The organism is Paenibacillus sp. 19GGS1-52 (assembly GCF_022369515.1).
In the GTDB taxonomy this organism is placed as follows: domain Bacteria; phylum Bacillota; class Bacilli; order Paenibacillales; family Paenibacillaceae; genus Paenibacillus_AQ.
Genome location: NZ_CP059724.1, coordinates 4400942 through 4422845, shown reverse-complemented (window position 1 = coordinate 4422845; position 21904 = coordinate 4400942). Strand labels below are relative to the sequence as shown.

Genomic DNA, 21904 nt, shown 5'->3' with positions numbered 1-21904 from the left:
CCTGCTGAACATGGCGGGGTTATATTTTTACCCACTGGCTACAGCTACTAGGCATTCCTAAACCAGCTCGAATTATTTAGGTATTTGAAAATGCTCTTTACTCATACTTGTTAGTAATCATATCTAAAACCATTTCATTCCCCTTGCTTATACCCTCCTCCCTAGCAAGACGATTCGTTAGGCAGGACAGTAAGGTAGCAATACAGAATTACTATAAAAGGGTGTATATGGATATTAGGGAGCATGCATGCGGAATATGAATGATCGATTATTATTCTACGCAGGGTTAAAGGAGAAGGTCGAACGTACGGAGGAGGACCATCGTGATTACCTAGCCGAAGGATATACGATCGAGAACCATTTCGCTTTCGGACTTTATGAGTTTCGTGGATTAATGGAGCCATTATACGAGCAAGGTGACGTCGGTACGCTTGCAGATTATTTCGAGCTGCTGGGAACGGCCAATCGCAGTTTATATTGGGACCATTCGGAATAGTTTTGGTGGATTTATCCTCCTCTTGTCTGGCTGCTGTGTAGCGCATTCTACCACTATCGTATCGGCAGAACTGTGTACGCAGCGAACTTAGCGCGCTTAAACTACTCCTATATGGAGGAGTCTAAAAAGGGCTTGAGACATGGTTTCACCAATATCCCGATAGGCGACACGGAGCGCGGGATGTTCGAAGAGTTGATGGGCTATTTCTCCTTATTATTTGATCTGATTCGATTCGAGACTCATATGCGCGAGGCGAAGAAGCTAATAGAACAACATGGACCCTTCGGTTCGCGGAACGAGAACAAATCTTTGATCGACTGAAGACCTTCTTCGCTGCGCCGCCGGATTGGGAAGCGATAAGGAAGCCGTCGCTGCGCAAGGATCACTTTGACATCATGAGTCCTTATCAATAGCAGAATATCAAATGGAGGAGAACGTTTATATGAGAACAAAGTTAATATTAATTGAGGGATTACCAGGATTCGGAAAAACAACTACGGCTCAACTAGTTCATGAGATTCTTACGGAAATGAATATTAAATCTCAATTGTTTTTAGAAGGAGATTTGGAACATCCCGCTGATTATGAGGGAGTTGCCTGCTTTAATAAAAAAGAATTCGATGAATTATTGAGCACCTATGAAAAATTTAGTGAATTGTTGAGAACTCGTATGATTAAAAAAGATAACAACTACTTATTGGAATATCGGAAAATAATAAGTGAAGATAAGCTGATTTTTCCAGATGAATTCATGCATACCGTTGTCAAAAAAGATATTTATGAATTGTCGCTAGAACAAAACAGGGAACTAATCACAAAAAGATGGAGGGAGTTTGTAGAGAGTGCTTTGATAGGTTCAGACATCTTTATTTTTGATTGTTGTTTTATACAGAATCCTGTAACGATAGGAATGATTAAATATGACGCGAACAAAGAAGAAATACTAAGTTATGTTAAAGAACTTGCAGCGATTGTGGAGCGATTGAATCCATTGTTGATTTACGTAGAACAGAACGATCTAGAGCATTCATTTAGAAAGATCGTTAAGGAAAGACCTAAGGAATGGTCAGAGGGATTTATTGAATATTATACAAACCAAGGGTATGGACAAGAGCATGGTTACAAGGGTGTAGAAGGAACTCTGCACGTTCTTCAGGCAAGGAGGGCATTGGAAGAAGAAATTTTAAACGGCATCACAATAGCTCAGCAAAAAGTGAATAATTCTTCGTTTGACTTAAACGATTACAAGCAACTTTTATTTGGGATCCTATCGGATAGGGAGCAGGATCTACAAATAAATAGATTAATATTTTGAAGAAAATGAACTAATGAAGGAGGAAACTGATGAAAGGTGAACATCTTAAGTATTTTGGAAGTGGCATTATAGTCCTTGGAATACTGCTTGCTGTCCCGATAGGCTCAGGTAGCATACTTGCCAGTTTCAAGGTTGTCGTATGGGCAATTATAGTTGGAGTGTTTTTTATTGGTTTTGGAGAACTTCTGCAATCGATGCATCGAATTGAACTAAAGATTGCTGGAGAGCGACCTCATTATGATCCATTGACTGGACAATTTGTCGAGCAACCAAAGTAATTAAATAAAAAAGCCTTTCCTTAATCAGGAAGGCTTTTACTCGATGATGAGGATGGAATTTATATGAATAGTGATGACAATTAGGTCATTAATTAGTTATAGGTGATGCCTCACTTGAGGGCATAATCGGCTTTATATCCGGAGTAATGGTATTACTAAAAAAGTGAACAAGTAGTTTTGTTGTTAATATACCTAGAAGCCAGGCATATTTGGGTGAAATCTCAGAGAAGACGCTAAACGATCCCTTCTGAACAGGTATATTATTTTCTATCACCGCATTAATACTTCGTAACAAGCCCCGCATTAATTCCTTATCTTCGCCACAGTTATTCTCTATATAATCTTCGATTTGCTCATCGGAAACATTAGTGAATAGTGTGGAGTCAGGTTGTGCTCGAATGTGAGAATCTTGATCGGTGAGCATTAGAGGAGCTGAAGTGAGCAGGGTAGTCTTCGCTTCATGTTCTATTTCAGTAGAATAATACACGACCTTTGACCGAGGACGATTATTAAAATTTTTACGTGAAATTACATCATCGATATAAAACCTTTTATTCGATAGACGAGACACGATCCAATCTCCACAGAAAACATCCGTATCAAGAGAGAACTGAATAATCTTCTTTCCTTTACTGTGGCTAATTACGCCCTTTGTAACCGATATTATTTTACCATTTCGTAATACTTCAAAATTCTCACTATATTCGTTGGCAAACTCGCTTAAATACATTACGGACCCTCTTTCTGACTACAGTTTATTATAAACTCCTAATTAACGTTTGAATCCGTAACGAACGTGTATGAGTTATCTCATCGCGGATTTGCTGGGAGTGTCCAGTTCACAGAGCATGGTTTATTGATTATGGTGGACGGATCCAGAAGTACACAAAAAAATATCCCGTCAACCTTATTTGGTCAACGGGGTATTTTTAATTCGTTTGATGGCCCAAACGGGGAAAGTAATATTCATACCGATTACGTTCAAATATTTAGTTTCAAGATTAAAATCAAAAAAACCTATATATGTTTCACCGCTAATAAGATGAATGCTCAAAGAAGTTTTACTCGCTAAAATCGATTCGATTTCACTTTGCATCATAAGTAACTAGTCTCCTCCGATGTCACTCCTTCCTATTACCTCTCTCGTTCTTTTTAAAACTCTTTTGAGCGTGAAAATAGGAATTTAAGCGAAATTAGTCCTGATATTGAGAAGTTTGAACAGGTTACAGTATAGTTTTAAACTGTATCATGCAAGATACCTTGCTTTGGGTTCCCGGGCTAAAAGATGTGATTAATAAATGGTCGATAGGGTATTTTTGTATGGCAGACAATCCTCCCCAGGAGACAAAATATCCGAGGCGCAGGCGATGAAGTTCATAACCGTTTTCAGCTGCGTGAGAGTACTCTCTGAAGGTGTTGGAACGTTGCTTTTATTCGTGTACAAAAAGCGACCTGGTGGCGGAAAGGATAAGGCAGACAGTCATCCGGTATTTGAACTACTTCATGATCGCCCAAACAGCGAGATGACCTCTCAAAGCTGGCGAGTGGCACAGGTCGGCCAACTGGCTACAGCTGGGATCACGCGCCACTAGCAGTAAAAAAATATGTAGACGTCCACAGCTGGGCCGGAGAAGTAGGGTCAAAGGTTCTGCTTAAGGATAAAGCCTTTACTAGCACCAGGTTATCTGGTCGATCATTGATCCAGTGGCGTACAAGGAATATGACGAAAAGAAGAAAAAACCGAGCAAACGCCGAGGGAAGCCTGCGGCGGCGGGCAGTCACATGCCTGAGACGGAACATACGCTCTTATTTTGAGCAGAAAGGCGGCAACTCATGAGAGAGATCATCATAGATAACTTTGCAGGCGCTGACGGGGGCAGTCGGGAAGAAGTTATGTGAATCAATCCGTAAGCAGCTGGTCAGGTTAGGCAGATGTCACTATTTTAGAGCATAGCCCTAGAAATGGATAACAAGACATTTGCGTCAAGCGAGAAAAAGTAAAAAAAGAGAGCTGTGAGCTCTCCGGGGGGTACAAATTACTCAGGCATGATCCAAACAATCTCGCTAATACGGACATAGAAATTTCTTCCTCTTGTTTCTAAAACAACATGATCTGGTTTGACATCAACAACGCATCCACTGATTCCGCCACGAGTAGTTTCCAAAAGAACATGTTTTCCAATAACGGATCTTAAGGTTTCTACAACATAAGGATCAACAGGGTATACCACAATAGATTGGGGCATCTGGTGCATTTGGTGCATTGAATTCATTTGGTTTATAGGATAGTTCAAATCATTACCTCCTAAATAATTTATACGCCATCCTATGCTGATGCCTAGTTCATTGCCTAGGCAGATGCCCAATTGCGAAATAAAGGATAAGCAATTATTCGGAGTTATGGCAAATAAATAAGAGGGCATAGCCCCAGAGAGTGATAACAAGACATGAACTTAATCGCAAATGTAGCCTCCATTTCAGGTGGTAAAGATAGCACGGCAATGTGGATATAAGGACAGTTGGAGCATGGTGTCGAATTGACGAGAGTGTTTGCTGACACCGTCCATGAACACCCAATGACCTAAGAATATCTGGAATACCTTGAAAAGACACTCGGGCCGATACAGCGAGTGAAGGCAGACTTTACCGCCTGTATCGCTCGAAAGCGCCTTTACGTTCAGGAACACTGGCCGCACAAGCTGACTGCAGATGTTCGTGGACATTGGTATGGAACATATACCGGGGAATGGGAAGAATTTTCTGCAAGTCCAGATTGGGAACCAGAAGATACAACAAAGGAATGGGTCCAAGAGGATTGGACCTGGCTACCAGCACAAAAGGGAATGACAGATAGCGAGGCTGCTGCAGTCGTGGAGAGGGCTCTGAGAATTTTATATCCGACAGGCAATCTTTTTCTCTACTGCTCACAATATGCCAACCGGAATTGATGGCTGGGTCGAGTGGTCAAAGACAGTCCGGGGGGCAAACAATACGATCTGATCAAGGCGCTGGAGTTTGACGATGTTCCAGCCTGCAGTTCTGCATATGCTGCGAGTGAAGAGAGAATTCATTAAGACGGACTGCCCCATATGCGGCAAAGCAGGCAAAGAGAATCGCCGGGTGGATCTAAAGCGGCAATGTCCCTGGACTATTATGGCCTTTATGAGCTGCGGTTGTGGCGAACGCTGGAGGACCTACATCCGGGATCGAAGTCGGGAGACACCCTTTGACATAATTGAGGAGGATTAATTGAACCAATTTTTATAAGCAAAAATCCCTAAACAAATGACTCCTACAGCGAGATTCCAGTACCCAAGTTTTTTGAAATGTTGAGGATCATCAGTAACAGGATAGGTCGCAGTGTGCTGACGAATCCTCATGTGCAGCTCAGGTTTAAAAACTCCAAAGGTGCCAATTAATACACCAGCTACACCAACTAACAGAAACCACATATGGAAACACCTCTCACTATTTGATATATGAGTTATTACCCAATTATTACTAATCAATCGGGCATAGCCCATAAGGAGAGATAAACGATGCACCCTGAATGCAAGTATTACAATAACCCTATGCCTCCCACAACTTGCGGCGGTGATCTGGTATGCAGCAGATGCGGAGCAGAGTGGGCAGAAGCTCGTATGATGTGCGAGGACGAGGAATACGAACCGTTGGATATTGAAGAGGATGATAGACCGTAGTTTGACGATGACGAGGTTGAAGGTTAACCACACCCTCTCCCCATAAAGGAGACGATAAGCATTGAGCGACCAAGATAAGGGACTATATAACAAATACCAGATCATTAACCGCGAGACCGCCAGGAATCCGAAGGGAATTATTTCGTGCTCAAGCCTACTGCTGAACCCTGCGGCGCGAGCGGCACTGATGGCCTATGCAAAGGCTACAGGCAACCAGCAGTTGGCTATGGAAATTACAGCGTGGCTCTCCAGCCTGCCAGAACTACTGACCTGTGACTGGTGCGGAGATAAGGCCACGGAATTGAGTCACCCTCATATGTTTGACATGGCTCTCGTTAAACGGATGTGCCGGGGCTGTTGGGAACATGATTGTGAAGTAAATAAAGGTTCTTAAGGCGAGGACATTGGAGATTTCAAACCTATAGTTGGGGAGGCATAACCAGTACGAGCAGAGAGTACAAATTCCGGGGCATGAATTTACAAGGGCGCTGGTTTTACGGTAACTTAGCGATTCTTGCCAAAGACCTTAAATCAACTGGCAACAAAGCAGGACATTATATCTCAAATGCTGCGGGAGCTCCGTTTGCTTATGCGGTCAGACCGGAGACAGTAGGGCACTATATCGGGCTTCCAGACAGCCATGAGAAAGAAACGTTCGATGGTGATATAGCAAGGCATATCGAACCTGAAAGATCTGAATGGAATGACCCATAGTCTGAGATCGGCTTAATCAAATGGAATACCAGAATAGCATCATACTATCACGATTGTGGGGAAACGAGTTGGATCATACTCGGCGATAACATAGAATTCATCGGCAATATCTACGAGAACCCGGAAATACTAGGAAAGGCGGCGAAGGTATGAACAATAATATAAATGAACTGGTCTCCAAGGCTCACGCAAACGCAGTCAGTAAGGGCTGGTGGGATAAAGAACCAAGCTTTGGTGAGATTATCGCTCTTATTCATAGTGAAGCGTCTGAAGCGCTGGAAGATTATTGAAATGGGCACGATCCGACAGAGGTCTGGTACGAGACAAAGCGCGTCAGCTTGACTGAAAAAAATCCAGATCGGAAACCATGCGGCATTCCATCAGAGCTGGCTGACATCGTGATTCGGGTAATGGATGCCTGCGGGCGGTATGGCATTGATTTGGAACAAGCCGTTACCGAGAAGATGGCTTACAACGCCAGACGGCCACAATGGCACGGAGGAAAGGTCATATGAGTGAAAGTATTTAAGACGCAGTGGACTCATTTAGCGTAGCAAATCCTACTGGTGGTGTTTCTTTTTCTTCTCAATATAAATCCAAATGTGATATGTAACGCAAAAAGCAAATAGAGCGAGAAAGGAATAATATCTTTTTTCGTACGGAAGTGTGATGGATAAGATGATAGCCAGAATGGAGAATGGTGGTAAGAGCGTAAGATACTTCTTTCTGTGCAAATTAACTCCTCCGTATTAACTACAAGATATCAATAGGTTAGCATTTTTCTTAAATTTTGGATAGTTACTTTAATAATCTTATCATTACTTCGCAGTACGAAAATATAACGGCTATAGGGGAAAGCAATGATCAACTTATTGAGTTTCGCTGCCGGAGTAGCTACAGGGCCAGATAGCACTACTTGCTGCACTAATCCTATTTTATAAGCATGGCAGAATATAAACCCAAATTCGAGGGGAGCAATTATAAAGTGCAACAAAGCTTTCTGCCAGAGATAGAAAGGGAACGCACGCGGCTGTTGAGGCGGCTCTAGAAAAATATAGGATATACAAGTTCCTTTCCTTCGAGGAACGGGAGGCAACAACAACTGCAGCCTGGTCGGACTCTCCGAAGGGCTTCACCGGAACCAGTAGTGACCAGACAGCAAACATATCTATCTTTAATGTGGATACCCAAGCTCAACGCATTAGCTTCTGTTATCGGATCGAACGGGTGGTTGGTCGCATGCCGAAGATGGAAGGATTCCTGATCAAAGAGCGTTATATGACAACCGAACATGATTACATCACAGATCAGAAAGTCTATAACTTTTCTTTTAAGCCACAGATAAGCGCACCCACATACATCAAAATTAGATGGAGAGCTTTTTATAAATTAGCGCTAGAACTGAATTTGGTAGTGGAAATAGCAAGTAAGGAGGAGGGCGAAAATATTGCAAGAGACAACGGAGAATCAAGAACTTAACTGGCAAAGCTTCCCGATGACACTCCGCCCGAAGCATGTAAAGGAAATAATGAAATTGAGTCAAGCTAAATTGTATGAGTTCTTAGGGGATGCACCATTTCATGTTGCAAAAGCAGGAAGGGAATTATATATCAGTAAAGCAGTATTCAGGAATTGGCTGGAGGGTAGAAAAGATGATATCTTCCCAGAGGATCAATTAAACTGATACGAGAATATAAAGCGATTCGTATCAAATTCGTATCAGTGGTATTTTTAATAGAATAGCTCATTTGAAGAAAATAAAAAAAAGCCTTGATATACAAGGCTTTTTTTCGTTAAATCATATAGGACGGATGGGATTCGAACCCATGACCCCTACCCTGTCAAGATAGTGCTCTCCCGCTGAGCTACCGTCCTGCAACGAAATTTATAATACCATAGGATGTGAGGGATTAGCAATATTTTTTTCGGGAACTAGTACATTTCTCTTAAACAGTTAAAAACCATTGAAAATCCAGTCCACTATTTGTAAACTTAGACAAGTGGAAACTACCATATTTTTCTAGGGGGACTATATGCAAGAACAATTAGCACGTACGAATAAGGCTGCATGGGAAACGAAAGCGTATCAGGCTTGGGTACGACATCACGGAACACCTAATGAACTTGCTCAAAAATTGCAGATGGACCCTAGACAGCCTTTGCGTTATTGGTTGAAGTACATGGGTGATCCATCAGGCAAGAAAGTACTTAACCTGCTTGGTTCGCACGGTAGGAAAGCGATTTGTTTAGCACTATTGGGTGCTGAGGTTACGGTGGTAGATATTTCAGAAGAAAATCGCTTGTACGCTAACGAAGTTGCGACGGCGGCTGGTGTTAAACTAAACTATATCTGTTCAGATGTATTAAATATTCCCAATGAAGAGATTCTTGGAAAATTTGATATAGTATTGATGGAGTTTGGGATTTTGCATTACTTTACGGATTTAAGGTCCATTTTTTCTGTGGTCAGCAGAAGGTTAGATTCAAAGGGGCGGTTGATGTTAACGGACTTTCATCCTTTTGCCAGGACGTGGATGACAACTATAAATTTACAGGATCCCACAGGAATTTATTTTGATAATAACATCAAAGAAGGCGAAATTGCGTTCGCCAAGCTACTTCCCGAAGAAGAACGATCCGAATTAGGTAAGGTTTTGACGCGGAGTTGGACAGTCGGTGATATTATAACTTCAGTGGCCGCCGAAGGGTTATGTATCCGCACATTTGAAGAGATAAGGAATGCTCAAGACCCAAGTTTTCCTGAGTTCTATACTCTTATTGCTGATAAATTAGATGTGCAACTGACCCCATTATTTGGTTTGACGCATGGTTTGGGATGAGGGAGAGCGGCCAAATATAAGAGCCTTTCCCATAACGGGAAGGGCTTTGAATTATTTAACAGAGGTCAGCAAATGAGCTTACATAATAATGAGACTCTGCAGACACCTCAAACCCTAACGACTCATACAGGTTTAACGCGCGTCTATTTTGAGTGACTACGCCTAGGCGAACATGAGAGCACTTCTGTTCTAGCAAGATTTTAACTACCCCAGAAAGAATTTCACGGCCGTATCCTCTACCTTGGTATGACGGAAGTACACAAAAATCATGAATAACAGCCGTATCCGTCTGAACATAATTAACTCTAATCAGGCCAATCGGGGCTGTACTATTCATAGCAATGTAATTAACCCGTTCGGCTTCTCTTGTACGCGCAAAATAATTCCTGGTCCAAGCTTCTGAATCACCAAAGGCTTGTGATGAACACGTAACCATGAACTCTAAATCCTGATCTTCTTCTAAACGTAATACTAAGCTGGAGCGAAGTGGATCAACAGTTTGTAACCGATTCAGAATCATTGAGAATTCAGACGTTGTTAGGGTAGACCCTAAATGCCTTATACAATCAATGCCTGGTTCGGAATTTGAGGGTATCCTAAAGCGGCAAGTTTGGATGTCATGGATTTGCATATCTGATGCTGCATGATTCAGTAGGCCGTGAAATATCCCTTTGCGACGAAAGTCCGGGTGGACCATTCCATTGATATTAGCTTCTATACCATCTGAAGTATACCAACTGAGAAAACCGATTAACTGATTATCGATTTGGCACAGGAAGGCCTCATCTCCATCTATCGCCTTAAGGCTTTCTATGCCCACTCTTAAACTTGAGTTGTCGGATGTCTTGCATAGATGTTCTAACCAACGGATTTGCTCGATCTGATGATTTGAAAAGTCTTGCATTTTAGAAATTTGATATTTTTGCATCGGGTGCCCTCCTCATGAAGTCAATGCTTTGCAGTAGGATCAGCAACGGAAAATATTTATTATCTTACACTAAAACAGACCCTAGAAAGACTTAAGCACTTTGTGATTTCTTTAGAAAATAGCTGCAGTTAAGGGAGGCCTGAATGATGAGAGCAATGGTTATAGACAAATATGGCAAGAATAAGCCGTTAAGACTGGCAGAAATGCCGATACCTGAGGTTGGTGAGCGGGATGTTCTGGCAGAGATTCATGCGGCCAGCATTAATCCGATAGATTTTAAGATCAAAGAAGGCAAGGTAAAGTTACTCTTGAAATTCGCTATGCCATTAATTTTAGGGAATGATTTCTCCGGAACTATTGTTAAGGTGGGTTCGCAAGTTACCAAATTTAAGATTGGAGATGAAATATACGGCAGACCGCGAAAAAACCGAATCGGCACCTTTGCCGAATATATTGCCATCCACGAGGAAGATATTTCTCTAAAGCCAAGTAATCTAGATTTTGTAGAAGCGGCATCCATTCCACTGGTGGGCCTTACTACTTATCAAGCTTTAACGGAGGTTCTGGAACTAAAGAAAGGTCAGAAGATACTCATACACGCCGGGTCAGGGGGAGTCGGAACATTCGCTATCCAACTTGCCAAGGAAATGGGAGCTTTTGTGGCCACTACGGTCAGTGAACAAGGTTATGATTTAGTCAAATCATTAGGGGCGGATCTAATCATAAATTACAAAGAAGATAAGTTTGAAGAAATATTGGCAGACTATGATGCTGTTTATGATACATTGGGCGGTGACGCTCTCGAGAAGTCTTTTTCAATCTTAAAGCCCTATGGAAAAATAGTATCCGTATCCGGAATGCCAAATGCCGAATTCGCCAGAAGCACCCAGGCCGGTTTTGTGAAAACAATATTATTATCGATTGTAAGCCGAAAGCTGACTGCTCTCGAGAAGCAATATAACGTAAAATATACTTATCTTTTTATGAAGCCGAGTGGTCTTCAATTAGAATATATCAAGGAATTAATAGAACATGGGAAAATAAAGCCAGTAATAGATCGAGTTTTTAGTTTTGAAGAAACACAACAGGCGATGGAATATGTAGAAACAGGAAGAGCAAAAGGCAAGGTTATCGTCAAAATAATTTTGCAATAAATAACCTTCTCTTCTCATGCCAACTCGCTCTAATAAACGGACGGATGATTCATTTTCAACGTTGCTATAGGCTACCCATAGCAGACAAGGATGCGAGGGCAGATTTATTGAATCCTTTGACTAAGAGATACACTGCGAGAGTTATTTCATTAGCTGCTACCGGTAGCGCTGTAAGGGCACCCCAACCAGAAAATTGTTCAATTACACCGAACATGACCAACAAGGCTTGTAGGAAAATAAGTGTCGCGCCTGTCATACCCAAGATGGGGATAAATCTGTGTACGAGCTTAGACTTATAAAATATATAACTGTACATCATCGTGTTGATGCCTAGCAAGAAACTAGGCCCAAGCCAAGCGGTCCAATCATGCACTGCTTTTAATAATGTACCTGAAGCTTGAAAAGAGGCGGGATCCAGGGCTCCTGCAGATCCGAATTCCTGGCTTAAGGTCAATAGGGATAGTACGCTGATTATACCCACCGTAATGGCAATCGCTTCAAGAAACCTGAAGCAAAGATGCCATAGCGCAATAGTTTCATTATATTTTCTGAGAATTGGAAACATGGTTGTTGCTGTACCAATCACTGTAACGACAGTAATCAACTCGAAAATCGCTCCCAGTTTCACCTTATTGGCATGTTCAGAACCTCTAATCAGGTAATCGGCACCATTTAGGATTGGATCGTATAAAAGAAGACCTATTACTGACGCCACCGCGGCAACTATAAATAGTACGCCTACAATTTTCGAGCTCATTTTAAGTGAGAAGTTCATGGGTTTGTCTCCTTTTTTGAAAAAATATGAATCAGACATAATTTTTCTTCATCCAACTTGCGATACCTAGCCCCTCAGATTCATGTAATTCCTCTACATCAGCCATTTTAAGCAATGCTCCGCCTTTGATCGCAATGAAGCAGTCTAGTAAGGGTTCAATTTCCGCAATCTCATGGCTCGTCATGATTAGTGTCTGAGATTCCAAGTCAATATAAGAAATCATCCCTTTCACGATAGATTCTCGCACCATCGGGTCAAGTCCGGACAAGGGTTCATCCATCAGAATATAGGGAACTTCTCTCGCTAAAGTAAGCATGATTTTTAATCGAGCGCGATTTCCTTTGGAGAGATTTTTGATTTTCATCTGAGGTTCTAGCTGCATAAACTTCATGATCTCTTCAGCTTTAGCAAGGTTGAAGTCAGGGAATTGTGAAGCTTGGAAATCTATAGCTTGGCTTACTGTGAACATATAATAAAAGGTATCCAGCTCTGATAAATAAGAGACGACTTTGCTTATTCTTCGATTGGCAGTCACTCCATTTACGGTTACAGTCCCAGTCGTGGGATACGCCAGTCCGGAAATTAGCTTTAATAGGGTGGACTTCCCACTACCGTTCTCACCCACAATGCCAATGATTTTACCTATGGGTAACGTTAATGAAATCTCGTGAAGAGCGGACTGGTGCATATACTTTTTCGTAACATTAGTCATTTGAATCACGTTACTCATCTCCTGCATCAAATTTGTTTAAGTAGTCATTCAGCCCTGCAATGATTTCTTGTGAGCTGTATCCCATTTCCTGCATGACCTGGACGAACAACTGAATCTGCTCATGTTGCAATTGATTACGTTGTTGAACCAAACGTTCTTCATGCTCCGTAACAAATGTTCCTTGACCTCTTTTCGTTTCCAGAATACCCTCACGCTCCAGCTCACTGTAAGTACGTTGAATTGTGTTTGGATTAACGCTATATTTGATCCCCATATCCCGGACAGAAGGTAGCTTCTCACCTGCTTTCAATTCTTTGCTTACAATCTGTCGACTGATTCGATCTGCTAATTGCAGATAAATGGGCTTTGAAGCATTAAATTCATCCATCGTTACACCTCAACTTTGTTGTCAATAATCCATGCGGTCAGAATAAATAATCCAATGATAATAATGAAGTTATAGAGATATTCTCCTGTATATAGTTGTATCGGGGCTATTGAAAAAGAAGGGAAATTATACGTGAAGCCGCCCCAGTTTGTACCTAATCGATATAGGTTAGTGGATTCGAATAGGGATGTTATCCAATTGGGTATGATAATAGCCCCGATCACTACTAACCAACTCCAACGTCCGATTCTAAATTTGCAGAATTGAAATAGCGTCCAAAGAAATAACACCCAAACGCCGATCATTGTAGAAAGTATAATTAAATGGGGGAATATGATTAATCCCGTGGTCCAAATATCAGTCCAATACGGTTCAATGAAGCTGGATTTGGGTTCGATCAGCAATCCAGACATCACATACAACATTAATAATGAAATTACTACCATAATCAGCCCGTTGACTATTTTACTAAGCAGCAATCTAGAAGCTGGTTGGGGATTGTGCAGCCATAAGTGCAGTTGAGTGGCCTCTGTTTTCAAACTGATAAATACCATAATCGGAACATAGAAAATATGAAAAACAATAGCAACTCCTAAGGGAATGAACATAAGCAATGTATTATCTACTATCTTCCCCACATACATCGTCAACATGACAAACAATAAATTAATGACAAGTCCAACGAAAAAAATGGTTCTTGTTAATTTGAAATCTTTTTTTAATAAAGCTACCCATGTGCTCATCCCATTCATCCCCTTTGATCTAATGTATTAATGCAATAGTACACTAAGTCATTGGGTCATGTAAAGAGGAAATTTTTCATGTAATTCTCCAGCTTGCACCCATGGGTATGAGGAGGTATCTTTAAGGAAAGGAGGCCTGATAAACACTATGCAGGAGCAGGAACCGGGCAAAACATACAACACCGCTGTGGAAGCAACTCTTGAAGTGATGGGCGGGAAGTGGAAGCCGGTCATTTTGTTTCATTTAACGGTTGGCAAGAAGCGCAATGGTGAACTGTTGAGCTTGATGCCGGTAATTACACAGAAGGTTCTGACTCAGCAACTGCGTGAGCTTGAAGAGGAAGGTGTCATCATGCGAATCTCCTACAACCAGGTGCCCCCGAAAGTAGAGTATGAACTAACGGAGTATGGAATGAGTCTGAAAGAAATTCTCCATCTCATGTGCAGATGGGGTGAAACGCATATCACACGGGTATATGGAAATCAGGCCAGGGTGTTGGCTGCACCTCCACAAACTGGAGAGGCCTAATTAGTGCGTGGCTGTCCCAAAAGAAGTTGCTTCTCACATATGAGACAGTCTGGCAACATTTCATAGCCGTAAAAGCTAAAAACCGAGCCAATCTCCGGGTTATTGGAGATTGGCTCGGTTTTGCCTTAAGGGATCACTTTACGTTGCCGCAGATCATCAAAGATGCTCAAGAACATGGTTTCCGTATCAATGAAGTCATGAAAGCCGAAGCGGCGAGCCTTCGTACCATCGGCGAAAAAGTCGTAATCCCAAGAAAAGACGAAGTCCCCGAAACCCCAGGAGGAAACATCCTTGTAGCTGTTGTCCACTAGTTCATACTTCTCTACCATGGATTTCCAGAAAGGTTCTTTGTCTGCCATGACTGTTTCCAGAGACATAGATAGCGGAGGTGCGGTCTCCAGACCGAAGTTAGAGGCTATCTTGGGCCAAAGCTCGTTCCAACGAAAAAGATCGCCGTTGTTGATGTTGAATGCTTGATTCGCGCAGCGGGTATCGGTCGCTGCCCAAACAGTCGCTTTGGCTAATAACCCAGCATCGGTCATCTCCAGTAGGCTGCTGTATGCGCCTGGTTTGCCGGGGAAGCGGAGCGGCAGGCCCAATTCTTTTGAGATCGAAGCGTAAATTGCGATAACCATCGCCAGGTTCATAGGATTGCCTAAAGCAAACCCGCAGACCACAGAAGGGCGGAGTGCCGACCACGTCCAACTACTTTCCCGCTGCCGCTGTTCAAGAAATTGCTGTTGGTCAATGTTGAACTCGGGCGGCATGTGGTTGGCGTCTGTCTCCCGGGCTGGAGTCTTGAAAGGCCCGAGGTGTGCACCATATACTTTGTAACCCTGCATTAGACTGATGTGCTGAAGGTGGGCAGCAATGGGTTCGATGGCGTTAACAACGTTTACGAGCATGCCCAAGTTAGGCGGGACTAGTTCAGCCCAGGTGGGACGGTCTTGATAGGCGGCATAGAAAATATGAGTAACTTCCGTTAGTTTGCTTAGTTTCTCACGAGTGTTGACTTCATCGAGCAGATCAACCGCTATATATCGTACTCGTCCGAAAGGTGTTCCGCCACGTCTAGAAACGCCAATGATAGTCCAATCGGGCAGTTCTGCCAGATGGTTAATCAGATTTCGTCCGATAACGCCATTGGCACCGACGACAAGTGCAGTTTTCCTAGATGAAACTTGATTAACTCCCACAGGAACAACCTCCCTTTCTCTCTTCGTGCTTGGGTTCATCGTAATTGTGCACTACGTCGTGCAGGTTGAGAAGTACGCACTTTGAGGTTATATAGGTACCTGAAGGTAATGAAGACCCGAATGACGCATGGATATTTCACATGTAAGGCTATATTATGGCTATAAGAAGTTTATAACTCTCAACAGAAGAGGTGGAGAACTCATATGAAGCTTACTGAAATGCCAGGGTCTAATCTACGATTTGCACCGTTGGCGCTGGGTACAGCCGAATTCGGAAGCGCCATCAGTGTAGAACGTTCTTTTCAGATCATGGACCGGTTTGTTGAAGGTGGAGGCACCTGGATTGACACAGCACGGGTTTATGCCGATTGGTTGCCTGACGGTCATGGGAAAAGTGAAATCACAGTAGGGAAATGGCTGGGACATAGAGGTCTTCGGAACGATGTTTTGATTTCTACTAAAGGAGCCCATCCGGAAATGTCAGCGATGCAGGTGTCTCGCCTGGGGGAACTGGATATTATGTCTGATGTCGAAGAGAGCTTGAATTGTCTGGGTATAGATACTATTGATTTGTATTGGCTTCATCGTGATGATGAGAGCATTCCGGTTGATGGAATTCTCAACACGCTGAATACCTTAGTTAATACTGGTAAAATCCGCTATTTTGGCTGTTCCAACTGGCGACCTAACCGGATTCGGGCTGCTGCAGAATATGCCAGCACTCATGAGCTGCGCAGCTTTGTTGCAAGTCAGATCCAGTGGAGCTTGGCCGAGCTGAACGAAGATTCGGGTTCTGATCCAACAACAGTCAACATGGATAAGGATGGATTGAAATTTTATAGAGAAACGGGGCTCAGCATGTTCGCCTTTACTTCTCAAGCGAAGGGGTTCTTTCAGAAACTGCATGCCGGAGGTAGTGAATCCCTTAAGGATACGTTAAAAAACAGTTACTATAATGAAGTTAACAGAGGACGGATGGAACGCGTAATGGAAGTATCACGACAAATGAAAATTTCGATTTCATCTGTTGTGCTTGGCTATTTAATCAGTCAGCCCTTCCCAGTTGTGCCGATTATCGGAAGCAGTTCGGTGGAGCAGGTTGAAGAAGCCATGGAAGTGCTTGATGTAAGATTAACTCCTGGACAAATTGACTATTTGGAGCATGGCTGATTTCACCTGATAATAGTCTCTTAACCTGTCTGCTCTGCTTGCCAGAGCGGACTTGTTGTTGTTCTCTCATGGATCATGAATCGGTGCCCAGAGGAACTTCCCAGACCGTTATGGTAAAATAGAAGGAGCTATCTTCAAAGAAAAATTCATTAGTCAAAGGGGCTCAAGATCTTGCCGCAAAAAGAACCGCAAAAAAATACATCCACACCAATGAAATGGTTGGGAGGCGGAGCTGCCATGCTCCTGCTTAAAGGAAAGGCAATCCTGTCTCTCTTGAAAATCGGCAAAATCGCCGGCCCGCTAATTTCAATGATGATCTCCATATGGGCTTATGCCCTGATTTATCCTTGGGGGTTCGCAGTAGGTATTGTGCTGCTATTGCTTGTTCATGAATTGGGTCATGTCATTGCAGCTAAACAGAAGGGACTTCCGGTCAGTGCCCCTTTGTTTATTCCCTTTGTCGGTGCTCTGATCGCGATGAAAAGACAGCCGCTTGATGCTGAAAGTGAAGCCTATATTGCTTTTGGCGGCCCTATACTGGGTTCGATTGGTGCTGTAGCTGTTTTTGCAGCGGCCTATTATACTAACAGCCCGCTGCTATACTCTCTAGCTTATATCGGGTTGCTGCTAAATTTGCTCAACCTGCTGCCGATCCATCCGCTGGACGGCGGACGCATTGCTGTAGCGGTAACCCGCTGGCTGTGGCTAGTGGGTTTGGTGGGTGGTTTAGCAGTCATTCTCTATCTGCGTTCCATTTTATTCTTTATCATCTGGGCGTTGTTTGCTTACGATTTGTACAAAAAATACATTATGCAGCGTAAGAAGGGCCAGGGCAATACCTTGTCCTCTGTGTCCAAAGGCTTTTTGATTCCTGTGGAGCACCTGAAGGATGTGGGATACATGATTCCGGGTCCGGAGCATAGAAGAGATTTGCCCTTTACGACCTATAGTGATCTGCACAGGCAGCAATATGTTAAGGTGAACTGGGATACACTCGATTATAATGGTACAGCTGTATTGACGCAGCAAGCTATCATAAGTAAGGTGCGGATTACCCGTCTAGAACAGGTGACGCTCGAGAATGGACTTCACCTCAGAATGCATCTCGAGATCCTGTATACTCCCTTTGACAACGACAAGTATTATGATGTGCCGGCAAGCATACGCTGGAAATACGGCGCTGCCTATTTTCTGTTGGCTGGTTTCCTGGCGGGCATGATGTATTTGGTTCATTTGGTGGGGAATGTAAATCTCTAAGGTTTTAAAAAACTCCTGAATCGTCAAAGCTGTAGTGAGAACAACGGCAGACAACGATGAAGGGGTGTTAAGCATGCGTGCAAGAGTGAAATGGGGAGCAGTCTCTACGCTACTATTTCTGCTGCTGTGGTTAACGGGTTGCGCTATGGTGAAGCAGACACCTGGTGTTATAGAGATGCGACAAATCTCAAGTTTGGATGGAGGCCTGCAGAGCCCATACGGCCCCCAGTCTCCAGTTATGCAGGATGTATATAGCCGCTCGATTCCAGACGAGGTCTACTCTGCAGAGTAGATTACTTGCCTTCCTATACAGTTAACCCATTATTCTGTATAATAGGTCAACTATCGTTTCATACATAGAGAGGGGATTTGCAATCATGGCGGCGGAAATCGTACGTGTTATCACAGATGAACAGCTTCAAATGGGTCTGGATATTCGGAAAAAGGTGTTTGTTGAGGAACAGAAGGTACCGGCTGAGGAGGAAATCGACGAATACGATGTAATTGGCCCGAATGCGCATCATCTCCTAATCATGGATGAAGGAATCCCTGTAGCTACGGGCAGATTAATTTATTATAAAGCAGGCACTGCCAAAATGCAGCGAATTGCCGTGCTGAAAGATTATCGCGTCAAGGGTTACGGACGTGTCCTATTGTTGGCGATGGAGGAACTAGCCCGCGAGCTGGGTTTGGAAGCGTCCATTCTTGACGGTCAATGTCAGGCGGAGACCTTCTACACCAAATTGGGTTATGAAGTGATTTCTACGGAGCCTTTCTATGATGCTGGAATTTTGCATGTGCGGATGCAGAAAATTCTCTAATTATTAGAACTATACACATAATCCACCTTTCCTTTGCACAAGCTATGATGTGCCTCATGAGGGCAAATCCAAGTGCAAGGGGCGAACGATATGGAATCCAGTAACGAACGTGAACGATTTATAGCGGCACAGAAGAATGGTGATGGAGATTTAAGAAGCTTCCAGACCTCTTCAGGACGTGTGCTTGACTACCAGCAGGCACTTCAGGAGGTACAGGCAGGGCATATTGCCGGAGTGAATGTTTTTAAAGGCAGGGACGGGGAACTGTATATTCGCGGTGACGCGGATGGAGATCCAACGAACAACCTTGACCAACTGCCGTTATTTTAGAATAGGTGGAATGAATATAACCGGCCGGACAGGCGTCTATAGACGCGAATGTCCGGCCGGTTTTTAATTGTAGGCATTACCCCTGACTAGAGTAGTCATGTTGCATAATAGAGCGGCTCATTATCACCCCGAGAATAGAAACTAATAGAAGAATTCCCACAATAGTAAGCGAAATGGAAGCCCCTGTATAGTGAATGCTTTGTGTGAATAAGCTGACCAGTACAACCCTCATCCCCATTCCGACAGCGCTAAAGAAACTGTTTACTCGGCCGATTAGCGCATTTGGAACCAGATCCATCATAATAGTATTTCGGGCTACCCGTGCTCCGGAATTTCCCCATCCAAGCAATATTTTTAGACCAAGGAAGATGACAATAACAGTTGTCCATGCCGCTATCAGTAAACCGATAGTAAAAATAGTAACTGATAGGAAAACCGTAACATAGGCCCCCCATTTTTTCAGCATAAGTGGAATGGTAAATCCGGCAAGTACCGCCCCAATAGCATAGATCATATCTGCTAAACCCAGCACAGTTGCATCTGCCTGTAAACTTTTTGCGATATAGATCGGCCAAAGATAGTTTCCTACCATGACACCAATGAACGGCATTAAAGAGCTGATATAGAACAAGACCAGTAAAGGACGTACCTTTAAATATGCAAAACCTTCTATCATATCCGATAACATCGATATTCTGACTACAGTTCTTCTGGAATTTGAGGCGGCATACGGAATGATTGAGAGTAGTACAAGGCCTATGATATGTGTCGTGGCATCAATAAGCAGCAGAATGCTCAAATCTGTTCTCTCAATGACAAGACTGGCCAGTCCACCGGCAACCATGGAAGCAACCTGACTCTGTATTTCCATCACACTGTTCAAAGTGCGGTATTGGGATCGTTCAAAAATCTCCTGATTGAAAGCGAACTGTGCAGGATAATGGATCGTGTAATACAAGGTGCCTCCCATATATATCCCGATCAGATGCCAGGTGTGGAATTCTCCGGTGGAAAAACCAGCTATGGCAAAGCAAGCAACAATTAGCATCCCAGCCCATTCATTCAGGAGAAGGATAGCCTTTCTGGAATAACGGTCTATCAATACCCCGATATAAGGGGACAGAAAGAATAGAAAGATCGTCACGCTCAAAGCAGCATAACCATAGAGTTCTTCTCCGTTCTCTCGATTCACAAGCAGCCATGGTACTGCGATCATTGTAATACCCGTTCCTATGGAAGAGGAAATATTGGCTATAAGTAATATAATCAAGCGTCGATCACGCAGCACATTTGACAAGTGGATTCACCCTACTTCAGTGTTTTTAGGTGTGATCATAACATTTCTGTCCAATAATGAATAGGTTTATGTAGCATGAAGCGCACTTTATTAAACCCAGCAGCGGTGTAATGAAATTATTACCTGTATGCAGCGCAACTTGGCGGAGGAAAGGTAGTATATATTAACAGCATGAATTACTTGGAGGGTCTCAAATGATGAGATGGAAAAAAATTGCTCTGTGTGTACTCGTGTTTTCCCTCATGGGCAGCTCATTATTATTCGCGGATGCAGTAAATCAGAAAATCAGAGTATGGAGCAACGGAAAAGAAATTTCGGACGGCGGTTATTTAATTGATGGTAAGACTTATATCCCTGCCAGAGAAGCAGGGGGGATTGTGAGCTGGGATGGTTCTGGAAAAGTGACCATTCTTAAGCCAAATGTGCAAATTGTTTTGTTCAAGGGTGATACTGTTTTTGGGAATGTAAATGTAGGCAAACTCAAATTCAAGGTGTTGTCCCAAGTAGACAGCCTGACTGATGATATTTCTTCCGTCAAAGTTGCGATTACCGATCCATCAGGGAACATCAAGGATATCGATTCCCGTGATATGGAAGGAACGAAGAAGGAAGATTTCTGGTTCTCAAGCTCGGAGATTACGTATGATTTCAAAGATTCCGGTAAATATCGGGTAGGCTTCTATATCAAGGTGTCAAAGAACGGAGATTACGTACTTGTGTCAGAGAAAGTAATCACTGCGCTTAATTAGGAATTTTGTGGCACTGTCAAATTGACCTGAACTTATCAAGCATGATACGATACCCTTTGTAGGATAATTCAATTAAAGTGAGGTTTTACAATGAGCGATCACAAACATGAGCATGACCATGAACATGGTGAAGCATGCGGTTGCGGACATGATCATGACCATGAGCACGAGGAGTTTGTGCTGACCTTGACGAACGAGCAGGGTGAAGATGTAGAGATGGTGCTGGTGGAAACGTTCGACGTAGGCGAGAAATTATACGCACTGCTGCTGGAACGCGAAAATCCTGAAGCTGATGGCATCATTCTGCGCATGGAAGAAGAAGATGAGGAAATGGTATTGTACAATATCGAAGACGAAGCTGAATGGAAAGCTGTTGAAGAGGCGTACAACGAGCTGCTTGCCACGCAAGAATAGATTTCGGTGACGAATAAAGTTATCCTTAGGATAGCTGATATTACAAGCAAAAACCCGATACTATAAGAGTATCGGGTTTTTGCTTGTAATATAGGGA

Annotated in this window: 34 protein-coding genes, 1 tRNA gene and 1 pseudogene; 24 read left to right on the top strand and 12 right to left on the bottom strand. The window is 43.1% G+C overall.

Going from position 1 to position 21904, the window contains the following annotated elements:
• Nucleotides 1-256 precede the first annotated feature (256 nt).
• The 4 genes from H1230_RS20695 to H1230_RS20680 all read left to right on the top strand — a co-directional run bounded on the left by H1230_RS20695 (nt 257) and on the right by H1230_RS20680 (nt 2089).
• Nucleotides 257-496 carry a hypothetical protein gene (locus H1230_RS20695; RefSeq protein ID WP_239711781.1) on the top strand — a complete coding sequence of 80 codons (240 nt, stop codon included), beginning with the start codon at nt 257-259 and terminating at the stop codon, nt 494-496.
• 132 nt (nt 497-628) lie between these two features.
• On the top strand, nt 629-817 hold the full coding sequence (locus H1230_RS20690) for a hypothetical protein (protein ID WP_239711780.1): 189 nt from the start codon (nt 629-631) through the stop codon (nt 815-817).
• Between the two features lie 121 nt (nt 818-938).
• Nucleotides 939-1811, top strand: coding sequence for a P-loop NTPase family protein (locus H1230_RS20685; RefSeq protein ID WP_239711779.1), 873 nt, complete (start codon nt 939-941; stop codon nt 1809-1811).
• A gap of 29 nt (nt 1812-1840) precedes the next feature.
• A complete protein-coding gene (locus H1230_RS20680) occupies nt 1841-2089 on the top strand; it encodes a hypothetical protein (RefSeq protein WP_239711778.1) in 249 nt (82 codons plus the stop codon).
• A gap of 88 nt (nt 2090-2177) precedes the next feature.
• Here the strand turns inward: H1230_RS20680 and H1230_RS20675 are convergent, their stop codons facing one another.
• Both H1230_RS20675 and H1230_RS20670 read right to left on the bottom strand, forming a co-directional pair.
• On the bottom strand, nt 2178-2819 hold the full coding sequence (locus tag H1230_RS20675) for a hypothetical protein (protein ID WP_239711777.1): 642 nt from the start codon (nt 2817-2819) through the stop codon (nt 2178-2180).
• 177 nt (nt 2820-2996) lie between these two features.
• On the bottom strand, nt 2997-3188 hold the full coding sequence (locus tag H1230_RS20670) for a hypothetical protein (protein WP_239711776.1): 192 nt from the start codon (nt 3186-3188) through the stop codon (nt 2997-2999).
• A 199-nt stretch (nt 3189-3387) separates the two neighbouring features.
• Between H1230_RS20670 and H1230_RS20665 the strand changes: the two genes are divergently transcribed.
• Nucleotides 3388-3681, top strand: a complete 294-nt coding sequence (locus tag H1230_RS20665; RefSeq protein ID WP_239711775.1) for a phage portal protein — start codon at nt 3388-3390, stop codon at nt 3679-3681.
• 444 nt (nt 3682-4125) lie between these two features.
• Here the strand turns inward: H1230_RS20665 and H1230_RS20660 are convergent, their stop codons facing one another.
• Nucleotides 4126-4362: a DUF2642 domain-containing protein gene (locus tag H1230_RS20660; RefSeq protein WP_239717437.1), complete on the bottom strand. Its 237-nt coding sequence runs from the start codon at nt 4360-4362 to the stop codon at nt 4126-4128.
• Between the two features lie 357 nt (nt 4363-4719).
• Between H1230_RS20660 and H1230_RS20655 the strand changes: the two genes are divergently transcribed.
• A complete protein-coding gene (locus H1230_RS20655; protein WP_239711774.1) occupies nt 4720-5037 on the top strand; it encodes a hypothetical protein in 318 nt (105 codons plus the stop codon).
• Nucleotides 5038-5110: 73 nt separating this feature from the next.
• Nucleotides 5111-5338 (top strand): hypothetical protein, encoded by a 228-nt coding sequence (locus tag H1230_RS20650; RefSeq protein ID WP_239711773.1) that lies wholly within the window; start codon nt 5111-5113, stop codon nt 5336-5338.
• On the opposite strand, the gene H1230_RS20645 is transcribed toward H1230_RS20650, so the two are convergent.
• Nucleotides 5335-5541: a hypothetical protein gene (locus H1230_RS20645; protein ID WP_239711772.1), complete on the bottom strand. Its 207-nt coding sequence runs from the start codon at nt 5539-5541 to the stop codon at nt 5335-5337. The genes H1230_RS20650 and H1230_RS20645 overlap by 4 nt on opposite strands.
• 87 nt (nt 5542-5628) lie before the next feature.
• Between H1230_RS20645 and H1230_RS20640 the strand changes: the two genes are divergently transcribed.
• The 7 genes and pseudogenes from H1230_RS20640 to H1230_RS20610 all read left to right on the top strand — a co-directional run bounded on the left by H1230_RS20640 (nt 5629) and on the right by H1230_RS20610 (nt 8188).
• Nucleotides 5629-5790, top strand: coding sequence for a hypothetical protein (locus tag H1230_RS20640; RefSeq protein ID WP_239711771.1), 162 nt, complete (start codon nt 5629-5631; stop codon nt 5788-5790).
• 61 nt (nt 5791-5851) lie between these two features.
• Nucleotides 5852-6184 (top strand): hypothetical protein, encoded by a 333-nt coding sequence (locus H1230_RS20635; RefSeq protein WP_239711770.1) that lies wholly within the window; start codon nt 5852-5854, stop codon nt 6182-6184.
• Nucleotides 6185-6261: 77 nt separating this feature from the next.
• The gene (locus H1230_RS20630) at nt 6262-6504 is read left to right on the top strand and encodes a hypothetical protein (protein ID WP_239711769.1); all 243 of its coding nucleotides are present in this window, start codon (nt 6262-6264) and stop codon (nt 6502-6504) included.
• 149 nt (nt 6505-6653) lie between these two features.
• Complete coding sequence (locus H1230_RS20625; RefSeq protein ID WP_239711768.1) at nt 6654-6794, top strand: nucleoside triphosphate pyrophosphohydrolase family protein; 141 nt, start codon at nt 6654-6656, stop codon at nt 6792-6794.
• Between the two features lie 48 nt (nt 6795-6842).
• Complete coding sequence (locus H1230_RS20620; RefSeq protein ID WP_239711767.1) at nt 6843-7019, top strand: nucleoside triphosphate pyrophosphohydrolase family protein; 177 nt, start codon at nt 6843-6845, stop codon at nt 7017-7019.
• Nucleotides 7020-7524: 505 nt separating this feature from the next.
• Nucleotides 7525-7983: pseudogene (locus tag H1230_RS20615) on the top strand (ArpU family phage packaging/lysis transcriptional regulator); the annotation flags it as partial.
• Nucleotides 7952-8188, top strand: a complete 237-nt coding sequence (locus H1230_RS20610) for a hypothetical protein (RefSeq protein WP_239711766.1) — start codon at nt 7952-7954, stop codon at nt 8186-8188. The pseudogene H1230_RS20615 and the gene H1230_RS20610, both read left to right, overlap by 32 nt.
• 119 nt (nt 8189-8307) lie before the next feature.
• Here the strand turns inward: H1230_RS20610 and H1230_RS20605 are convergent.
• Nucleotides 8308-8379: transfer RNA gene (locus tag H1230_RS20605), tRNA-Val, on the bottom strand.
• A 158-nt stretch (nt 8380-8537) separates the two neighbouring features.
• Between H1230_RS20605 and H1230_RS20600 the strand changes: the two genes are divergently transcribed.
• Nucleotides 8538-9344 carry a class I SAM-dependent methyltransferase gene (locus tag H1230_RS20600; RefSeq protein WP_239711765.1) on the top strand — a complete coding sequence of 269 codons (807 nt, stop codon included), beginning with the start codon at nt 8538-8540 and terminating at the stop codon, nt 9342-9344.
• 55 nt (nt 9345-9399) lie between these two features.
• Here H1230_RS20600 and H1230_RS20595 read toward each other — a convergent pair whose 3' ends face one another.
• A complete protein-coding gene (locus H1230_RS20595) occupies nt 9400-10272 on the bottom strand; it encodes a GNAT family N-acetyltransferase (RefSeq protein WP_239711764.1) in 873 nt (290 codons plus the stop codon).
• A gap of 146 nt (nt 10273-10418) precedes the next feature.
• Between H1230_RS20595 and H1230_RS20590 the strand changes: the two genes are divergently transcribed.
• A complete protein-coding gene (locus H1230_RS20590) occupies nt 10419-11426 on the top strand; it encodes an NADP-dependent oxidoreductase (protein ID WP_239717432.1) in 1008 nt (335 codons plus the stop codon).
• Between the two features lie 64 nt (nt 11427-11490).
• On the opposite strand, the gene H1230_RS20585 is transcribed toward H1230_RS20590, so the two are convergent.
• Genes H1230_RS20585 through H1230_RS20570 form a run of 4 tightly spaced genes read right to left on the bottom strand, consistent with a single transcriptional unit; the run spans nt 11491 to nt 14044 of the window.
• Nucleotides 11491-12201 (bottom strand): DUF4386 domain-containing protein, encoded by a 711-nt coding sequence (locus H1230_RS20585; RefSeq protein WP_239711763.1) that lies wholly within the window; start codon nt 12199-12201, stop codon nt 11491-11493.
• A gap of 31 nt (nt 12202-12232) precedes the next feature.
• Nucleotides 12233-12922 carry an ATP-binding cassette domain-containing protein gene (locus tag H1230_RS20580; protein WP_239711762.1) on the bottom strand — a complete coding sequence of 230 codons (690 nt, stop codon included), beginning with the start codon at nt 12920-12922 and terminating at the stop codon, nt 12233-12235.
• 1 nt (nt 12923) lies between these two features.
• Nucleotides 12924-13301, bottom strand: coding sequence for a GntR family transcriptional regulator (locus tag H1230_RS20575; protein WP_239711761.1), 378 nt, complete (start codon nt 13299-13301; stop codon nt 12924-12926).
• Nucleotides 13302-13303: 2 nt separating this feature from the next.
• Nucleotides 13304-14044 carry a hypothetical protein gene (locus H1230_RS20570; protein WP_239711760.1) on the bottom strand — a complete coding sequence of 247 codons (741 nt, stop codon included), beginning with the start codon at nt 14042-14044 and terminating at the stop codon, nt 13304-13306.
• 148 nt (nt 14045-14192) lie between these two features.
• On the opposite strand from H1230_RS20570, the gene H1230_RS20565 reads away from it, so the two are divergent.
• Complete coding sequence (locus tag H1230_RS20565; RefSeq protein ID WP_239711759.1) at nt 14193-14573, top strand: winged helix-turn-helix transcriptional regulator; 381 nt, start codon at nt 14193-14195, stop codon at nt 14571-14573.
• 125 nt (nt 14574-14698) lie between these two features.
• Here H1230_RS20565 and H1230_RS20560 read toward each other — a convergent pair whose 3' ends face one another.
• A complete protein-coding gene (locus tag H1230_RS20560) occupies nt 14699-15808 on the bottom strand; it encodes an SDR family oxidoreductase (RefSeq protein WP_239711758.1) in 1110 nt (369 codons plus the stop codon).
• Nucleotides 15809-15973: 165 nt separating this feature from the next.
• Between H1230_RS20560 and H1230_RS20555 the strand changes: the two genes are divergently transcribed.
• The 5 genes from H1230_RS20555 to H1230_RS20535 all read left to right on the top strand — a co-directional run bounded on the left by H1230_RS20555 (nt 15974) and on the right by H1230_RS20535 (nt 19347).
• Nucleotides 15974-16939: an aldo/keto reductase gene (locus H1230_RS20555; RefSeq protein ID WP_239711757.1), complete on the top strand. Its 966-nt coding sequence runs from the start codon at nt 15974-15976 to the stop codon at nt 16937-16939.
• Nucleotides 16940-17149: 210 nt separating this feature from the next.
• Nucleotides 17150-18196 carry a site-2 protease family protein gene (locus H1230_RS20550; RefSeq protein ID WP_239717430.1) on the top strand — a complete coding sequence of 349 codons (1047 nt, stop codon included), beginning with the start codon at nt 17150-17152 and terminating at the stop codon, nt 18194-18196.
• 73 nt (nt 18197-18269) lie between these two features.
• The gene (locus H1230_RS20545) at nt 18270-18488 is read left to right on the top strand and encodes a hypothetical protein (protein WP_239711756.1); all 219 of its coding nucleotides are present in this window, start codon (nt 18270-18272) and stop codon (nt 18486-18488) included.
• Between the two features lie 85 nt (nt 18489-18573).
• Complete coding sequence (locus H1230_RS20540) at nt 18574-19017, top strand: GNAT family N-acetyltransferase (RefSeq protein WP_239711755.1); 444 nt, start codon at nt 18574-18576, stop codon at nt 19015-19017.
• Nucleotides 19018-19107: 90 nt separating this feature from the next.
• Nucleotides 19108-19347, top strand: coding sequence for a DUF3892 domain-containing protein (locus H1230_RS20535; protein WP_239711754.1), 240 nt, complete (start codon nt 19108-19110; stop codon nt 19345-19347).
• Between the two features lie 76 nt (nt 19348-19423).
• Here the strand turns inward: H1230_RS20535 and H1230_RS20530 are convergent, their stop codons facing one another.
• A complete protein-coding gene (locus H1230_RS20530; protein WP_239717428.1) occupies nt 19424-20635 on the bottom strand; it encodes an MFS transporter in 1212 nt (403 codons plus the stop codon).
• Between the two features lie 206 nt (nt 20636-20841).
• Here H1230_RS20530 and H1230_RS20525 point away from each other — a divergent pair, with 206 nt between their 5' ends.
• Nucleotides 20842-21393, top strand: coding sequence for a copper amine oxidase N-terminal domain-containing protein (locus H1230_RS20525; protein WP_239717426.1), 552 nt, complete (start codon nt 20842-20844; stop codon nt 21391-21393).
• Between the two features lie 90 nt (nt 21394-21483).
• Nucleotides 21484-21807, top strand: coding sequence for a DUF1292 domain-containing protein (locus H1230_RS20520; RefSeq protein WP_154117550.1), 324 nt, complete (start codon nt 21484-21486; stop codon nt 21805-21807).
• The last annotated feature ends 97 nt before the right edge of the window (nt 21808-21904 follow it).